Origin of the sequence: Geothermobacter hydrogeniphilus (assembly GCF_002093115.1) — a bacterium.
GTDB lineage: Bacteria > Desulfobacterota > Desulfuromonadia > Desulfuromonadales > Geothermobacteraceae > Geothermobacter_A > Geothermobacter_A hydrogeniphilus.
The window spans coordinates 1-6,265 of record NZ_NAAD01000043.1 but is presented as its reverse complement, the minus strand read 5'-3'; the positions used below and the strand labels follow the sequence as shown (position 1 = coordinate 6,265).

General features: G+C 60.5%; 3 protein-coding genes. All 3 read left to right on the top strand.

The annotated features are described in order from the left end of the window. The first annotated feature begins 366 nt into the window (after nt 1-366). Nucleotides 367-834 carry a nucleotidyltransferase domain-containing protein gene (locus B5V00_RS16565; protein WP_216355506.1) on the top strand — a complete coding sequence of 156 codons (468 nt, stop codon included), beginning with the start codon at nt 367-369 and terminating at the stop codon, nt 832-834. Between the two features lie 52 nt (nt 835-886). After that, on the top strand, nt 887-1,249 hold the full coding sequence (locus B5V00_RS16560; protein ID WP_139800820.1) for a hypothetical protein: 363 nt from the start codon (nt 887-889) through the stop codon (nt 1,247-1,249). A gap of 689 nt (nt 1,250-1,938) precedes the next feature. Beyond that, the coding region (locus B5V00_RS16555) for an RCC1 domain-containing protein (protein ID WP_085011919.1) at nt 1,939-6,265 on the top strand (4,327 nt) is incomplete at its 3' end.

Below are 6,265 nucleotides of genomic sequence, written 5' to 3'. Positions count from 1 at the left end.
GAGATGTGAGATGTGAGATGTGAGATGTGAGATGTGAGATGTGAGATGTGAGATGGCAAGTCTTTACATCTCACATCAGCGCAGCGCGCATCTCCCATCTCCCGTTCAGCATCTCCCATCAGCGCAGCGCGCATCTCCCGTCTCTCATTCAACATCTCACATCAGCGCAGCGCGCATCTCTCGTCTCTCGTTTAACGTCAAGAACGTTCTTTTCAACCATACAATTGTATGGTAAAAGCATGCAATATGAATGTGCTGGCCGAAATCTTATCCTCCAGGGTACGCGCCGAGGTTTTCAGGGAGCTTTTCGGAGTCAACCCAACCGAGCTGCACCTGCGGGAATTGCAGAGACGTTCAGGGTGTGCCGTGGGCACGATTCAGACCGAGTTGAAAAAGCTCACCCGTCTTGGTCTGGTCAGTCGGCGCAAAGATGGTAACCGGCTGTACTACAGTGCCAGGCGCGAACATCCATTGTTTCGCGACATTCAGGGGATGGTGCTGAAAACCGCCGGCCTGGTCGAGGTGCTGAAAAATGCCGTCGCCGGGCGAGCGGATATCGAGATGGCCTTTGTTTTCGGTTCGGTTGCCCGTCAGGAGGAACAAGCCGAAAGCGATATCGACCTGCTGGTTATCGGTCGGATAGGGTTGCGGGAGTTGATCAGGGCTCTCTCCGGACTGGCAGGACAACTCGGTCGCGAGATCAACCCCCATGTGTTCAGTGTCGAAGAGTTCGTCAGGCGGAAGCTGGCCGGGGACCATTTCCTGACCCGCGTGTTGGAGGATGGCAAACTTTTTGTCAAGGGGACTGCGGATGACCTTGAAAAGTTGGGCTGAAAACAGGTGGTTGCGTCCCCACCAGAGCAGCCGCCAGGAAATTTCCGACCTGTTGATGATCGTTGATCGTGATCTCAGGGATGCCCGAGCCGGAGTTTCCGATGACTGGCGGTTCGGTATCGCTTACAATGCAGCTCTGAAGCTCTGTACAATTCTGCTCCATGCAGAAGGTTATCGACCTGAACGCACGCTCCAGCATTATCGCACAATTCAGGCGTTGCCCCTGATTCTTGGAGATAGCAGAAAGGCGGATGCCGACTATCTCGATGCCTGCCGGGCCAAGAGGAATATTGTTGAATATGACCGTATCGGAGCTGTCAGCGCGGATGAAGCGAACGAGCTGATCGGTTTTGCGGAGGAGTTCAGGGAAGACGTTTTGACTTGGCTCAGACGGCACCATTCCGACCTTGTGTAGTTATCACAGAAAATTCATCGAAAAGCAGAAAGGCCCGGTCAGCCGATGACGCAGATGAGCGCAGATAGGTCAAGGGCCGGGAGAGGGGAGACGTGAGATGTGAGACGTGAGATGTGAGATGTGAGATGTGAGATGCAAGGGCTTTTAACGTCTCCCATCAGCGCAGCGCGCATCTTTCGTCTCTCATTCAACGTCTCCCATCAGCGCAGCGCGCCTCTCCCATCTCCCGTTCAGCATCTCCCATCAGCGCAGCGCGCATCTCACGTCTCCCGTCTCACGTCCTTTGCCCTCGCACCTCGCTCCTCGCTCCTTTTTTTGCAAAAAAATCCCCCAGCACCCCAAAATTTGAGATTTTTTTGAGATGGTGACTTTATACTCACCGGCGTTAATGATCGAAAGCCGAACAGCGGCCGGTCATTGACGCCGCAGGAGGGGGGCGCGGACCGTGGAGACCCGGTTGCTGCACGGTCCGCGTCTGTGCGTTTTTTTTCGGGATTGTCTCTCTCGGGAGTTTCGGGAGGGGGGAGGCGTGACGTGAGAAGGCTTTGCATCTCACTTCTCCCATACACGTAGTGCTCATCTTACGGGTTGACCCCGTCCCCCTTGGGGGATTGATTGCGCAGTGATCCAGATCGGGAGGGTTCGAAATGGCTGCAAGGCGTTTTTCGGCGGGTGCGTTGGTGTGCTTGATGGCGATTCTGCTGCTGGCACCGGTTGTGCTGGCGAAACCTTTCGCCTATATCCCCAGCAGTTCCGACAATGTCGTCACCATCGTCGACACAGCGACCAATAGCCCGGTTTCGAGCCTGTCGGTCGGGGCTTATCCGCAGGGCGTCGCGGTCAGTGCTGACGGCTCCCGGGTCTATGTGAGCTGTTATGAAGGGCTCAGCGTTGCGGTGATCGACGGCACCACCAGGCAGCAGATTGCCAGTATTTCCCTGCCTTTCAGGCCTTATGGCATTGCCGTCAATCCGGATGGCAGACATATCTACGTCGGCGACGGCCAGGCAAACGGTTTCGCCGTCATTGATGCCGGAACCCATCAACTGACCACCACTCTGACGCTGCCGGGTTCATCACGAGGGATCGCTGTCGCTCCGGCGGGGCGGTATGTCTTTGTGGCCCATTTTGCCAATGACAGCATTTCGCTGATCGACACTTTGACCAATTCACATGTCGCCTCCATTCCGGTCGGCTCCGGTCCGACGGGGATTGCGGTCAGCCCGGATGGACAACGGGTCTATGTCGCCAACCAGGTCGACGGCTCGATGTCCGTGATTGACACGTCGACCCGGAGTGAAGTTGCCAGGATTCCCCTCGGTGGATCGCCTTACGGGATTGCGGTCAGTCCGGAGGGACAGCAGGTTTATCTCAGTGATCTGGCCGGCGACCGGGTGTTGATTGTCGATCCGTGGCAGGAACGGATCACCGCAACCATTGCCCTGCCTGTAAACGCATCCCCACGTGGACTTGATCTGAGTGTTGACGGCGGTACATTGTACGTCGCCGACCTGGGGACCGGAACGCTGTCGGTCATCGACCTCGCCGGCCAGACCGTCACCGCCGGGATTACTGTCGGTGGCAGCCCTTACGCATTGGGCGATTTCCTGCCTCCGGGGCGGGGAGACCGCTGGCAGCCGATCGCGGCCGGCGGAGAGTACAACCTGGTCCTGCTGGCCGACGGCAGTGTCCTCTCCTGGGGGCGCAATACTTATGGTCAGCTGGGAGACGGGACAACTGTTGATCGGCATACCCCGGCCCCCGTGCTTGACGGGGGCGGGCTGCCCCTGACCGGCATTCGCGCGGTCGCTGCCGGATTGGACCATAGCCTGGCTCTGACAGAAGACGGCCGGGTTCTGGCCTGGGGCGGAAATGCCCATGGTCAGCTCGGAGATGGCAGCCGCGTGAACCATCCCAAGCCGACACCGGTGACCGATGCCGCCGGGACCCCGCTGACCGAGGTTGTGGCGATCGCCGCCGGCTATGGCCACAGCCTGGCCTTGCGTCGGGATGGAAGCCTGTTCGCCTGGGGCGGCAACTGGATGGGGCAGCTTGGTGACGGAGGGACGACCGAGCAGCTTAATCCGGTTCCGGTGGTCGATGCCGCCGGTACTCCGCTCACGGACGTTGTGGCGATCGCCTGTGGTTATTATCACAGTATGGCCCTGCTTCGGTCTGGCGGTCTGCTGACCTGGGGACGCAACGATTCGGGACAACTTGGCAATCGCAGCTATGCCGACAGCAGCTATCCGCAGCTGATCTCTTTTTCCCCGGCACCTGTCGGTGGTCTGGTCGCTATCGCCGCCGGTGCAAATCACAGCCTGGCACTCGATGCCGGCGGTACGGTCTGGGCCTGGGGCAGCAACAGTGCCGGACAACTCGGGCTGCCGCCGGGATCCAATTTGTCCTGGCCGGATCGGGTTCCCAATCCGTTGGCTTCGGGACGGGTGGTGGCCATTGCCGCCGGTCGTGACCACAGCCTGGCTCTGCGGGATGACGGTCGGCTGCAGAGCTGGGGCTGGAACTATTACGGTCAACTGGGGGACGGCACCACGCAGGACCGATACAACCTGGATCTGGTGCGCGATGCCAACGGGCTGCCGCTGACCGGTCTTTTGGCCGTTGCCGCCGGTGACGGTCACAGTCTTGGTGTCGCCGGCGACGGCAGCGTGCTGGCCTGGGGCCGCAACAGCAATGGCCAGCTCGGGAATGGCGGGATCGGGATGACCGAAACCCGGCCGGTGTCGGTGGTCGATGCGGGCGGGGCGCCGTTGTTGCTGCTGGAGAACGGCAGCGGTTCGAGTCCGGTATGTCCCGTTCCGGTACAGACCGGTCCCAATTCGCAACTCTCTCCCGCCGGCAACGCCCTGGGTGAAGTGGTCTGGAGTGAATTCGACCCGGCCACCGGCCGCCGACAGATCTTTTCCAGCACCCGCGGCCGGTTGACCACGGATGATGCGGATCATTCCTCGCCGGCGATCAATCTCTACGGTGACGTGGTCTGGGAGCGGAATGATCCGAACAGCTTCCAGAGTTCCATTGAGGGCCTGTTCGGCGGTGTCGCGGGGCAGATCGTCATCAACGGCAGCCAGCCGGCGCTCAACGATGCCGGCGAGGTGGTCTTCATCGGCGGCGACAACGAGATCTGGTCGACTCTACGTGGACGGCTGACCAGCGACGGAGTCAGCAAGAGGCAGCCCGATCTGAACAACAACGGTGACGTGGTCTGGAGTCAGAACGGCGAGATCTACCTGCTGGCAGCCGGCGCGACAGCCCCGGTCGCGGTGTCCGGGAGCAACGGCGGCGACGCGCCGAGCATCAGCGACAGCGGGGAGATCGTCTTCGGCCGCTATGACGGCAGCGGTGTCCGGCTCTACTCGACGCTGCGCGGTCAGCTGACGGGTGTCTGTCCGCTGGCGACCGATCATGTTGATCCGGATATCAACAGTTGTGGCGATGTCGTTTTTACCTCCATGAACAGCAGCGGTCCGTCCCGGGTTTACCGGCTGGGGGATGGTGCGCCCTGCGTCCAGCCGCCGGCCGAACAGAGTGTCTGCGAGGTCGCCGGCAGCCCGGTGCTGGTGGAGCCCGGCCACGAGATCCCGTCCGGCGGCGACATCAATGACCGGGGTGAGCGGGTCTGGAGTGAGTTCGATCCGGCCGGCGGATACTTTCAGGTTTTCTCCAGCCTGCGCGGACAGTTGACTTTCGATGCGGCCGATCACAACCGGCCGTCGATCAACAACAGCGGCGATGTGGTCTGGGAACGCTATGATCCGACTTACAATCAGTCCCTGGTCGAAGGTCTGATCAACGGTGAACTGACTTTTGTCGCTCAGGATGGCGAGCACCCGGCCATCAACGATCACAATGAAGTGGTCTATCTCGGCTACCCGGACAAGGAGATCTATTCCAGCCGCCGCGGGCAGCTGACCCATGATGGAATTTTCAAGATGGCGCCCGATCTGAATAACAGGGGCGATGTGGTCTGGAGTCAGAACGGCGATATCTACCTGCTTGCTTTCGGCAGCAAAAAACCGGTCCCGGTGGCCAACGGCTCGCAGGGCAATGCCCCGTCCATCAACGATGCCGGTGAGATCGTCTTTGAACGCTACACGAACAGCGGCACCCGCCTTTATTCAAACCAGCGCGGTCTCCTGACCGGGGGCTGCCCGCTGGCGGGCGATCAGCGGGAGGCCGGGCTGAACAACTGCGGCGATGTGATTTTTTCGGCCATGAACGCCGGACCGAGCCGGCTTTACCAGCTCGGCGAGGAATCGCCCTGCATGGCGCGACCGGTGGCCGAGTTCAGTGTTGCTTCGGTGGAGAACCCGGGACAGGGGCTGGGCTATTGTGACTCTCTCGCGTTTGACGGCAGTGGCTCCTACCACGCCGCAGCGGGTCGGACACTTGTCAGCTGGGACTGGGACATCAACGACGACGGCACTGTCGAGATGACCGGCGAGGTTCCTGCGCCCATGTCGTTGAATGTCGAGGGGAATGTTGTCGTGCGGCTGACGGTGACTGACGATCAGGGCGAAACCGACTCGAACCTGGTACAGCTCACCCTCGTCAACCGCCCGCCGGTGATTGACGCCGGCGGCCCCTATACCCTCGCCACGGGACAGGATCTGCGGCTTGATGCCGGGGCCTCTTATGACCTGGACCCCTGCTCGGCCTATGACTATGCCTGGGATATCGACGGCGATGGTTTGTATGACGATGCGACCGGCATGACCCCCACGGTTCCCTGGAGCCGGCTGGCCTCACTGCCGGTTGGCGTTCCGGTCGGGATTTCGGTTCGGGCTACGGATACTGCCGGGGGGACAGAGTTCTATGCTTCGACGACTGTGGTGGTGGCGACGCCGGTGGCAGGGGTGAGTTTTACGGTCTTGCCAGCCAGTACGCAGGTTGTTGGTCAGCTGGTGACGGTCATGGCGAGTTCCACGGGTGGTGGTGCACAGGTTGAATACCAGTTGTGGGTTTACGATTATGACGGGGCATCCTCCTCGTGGC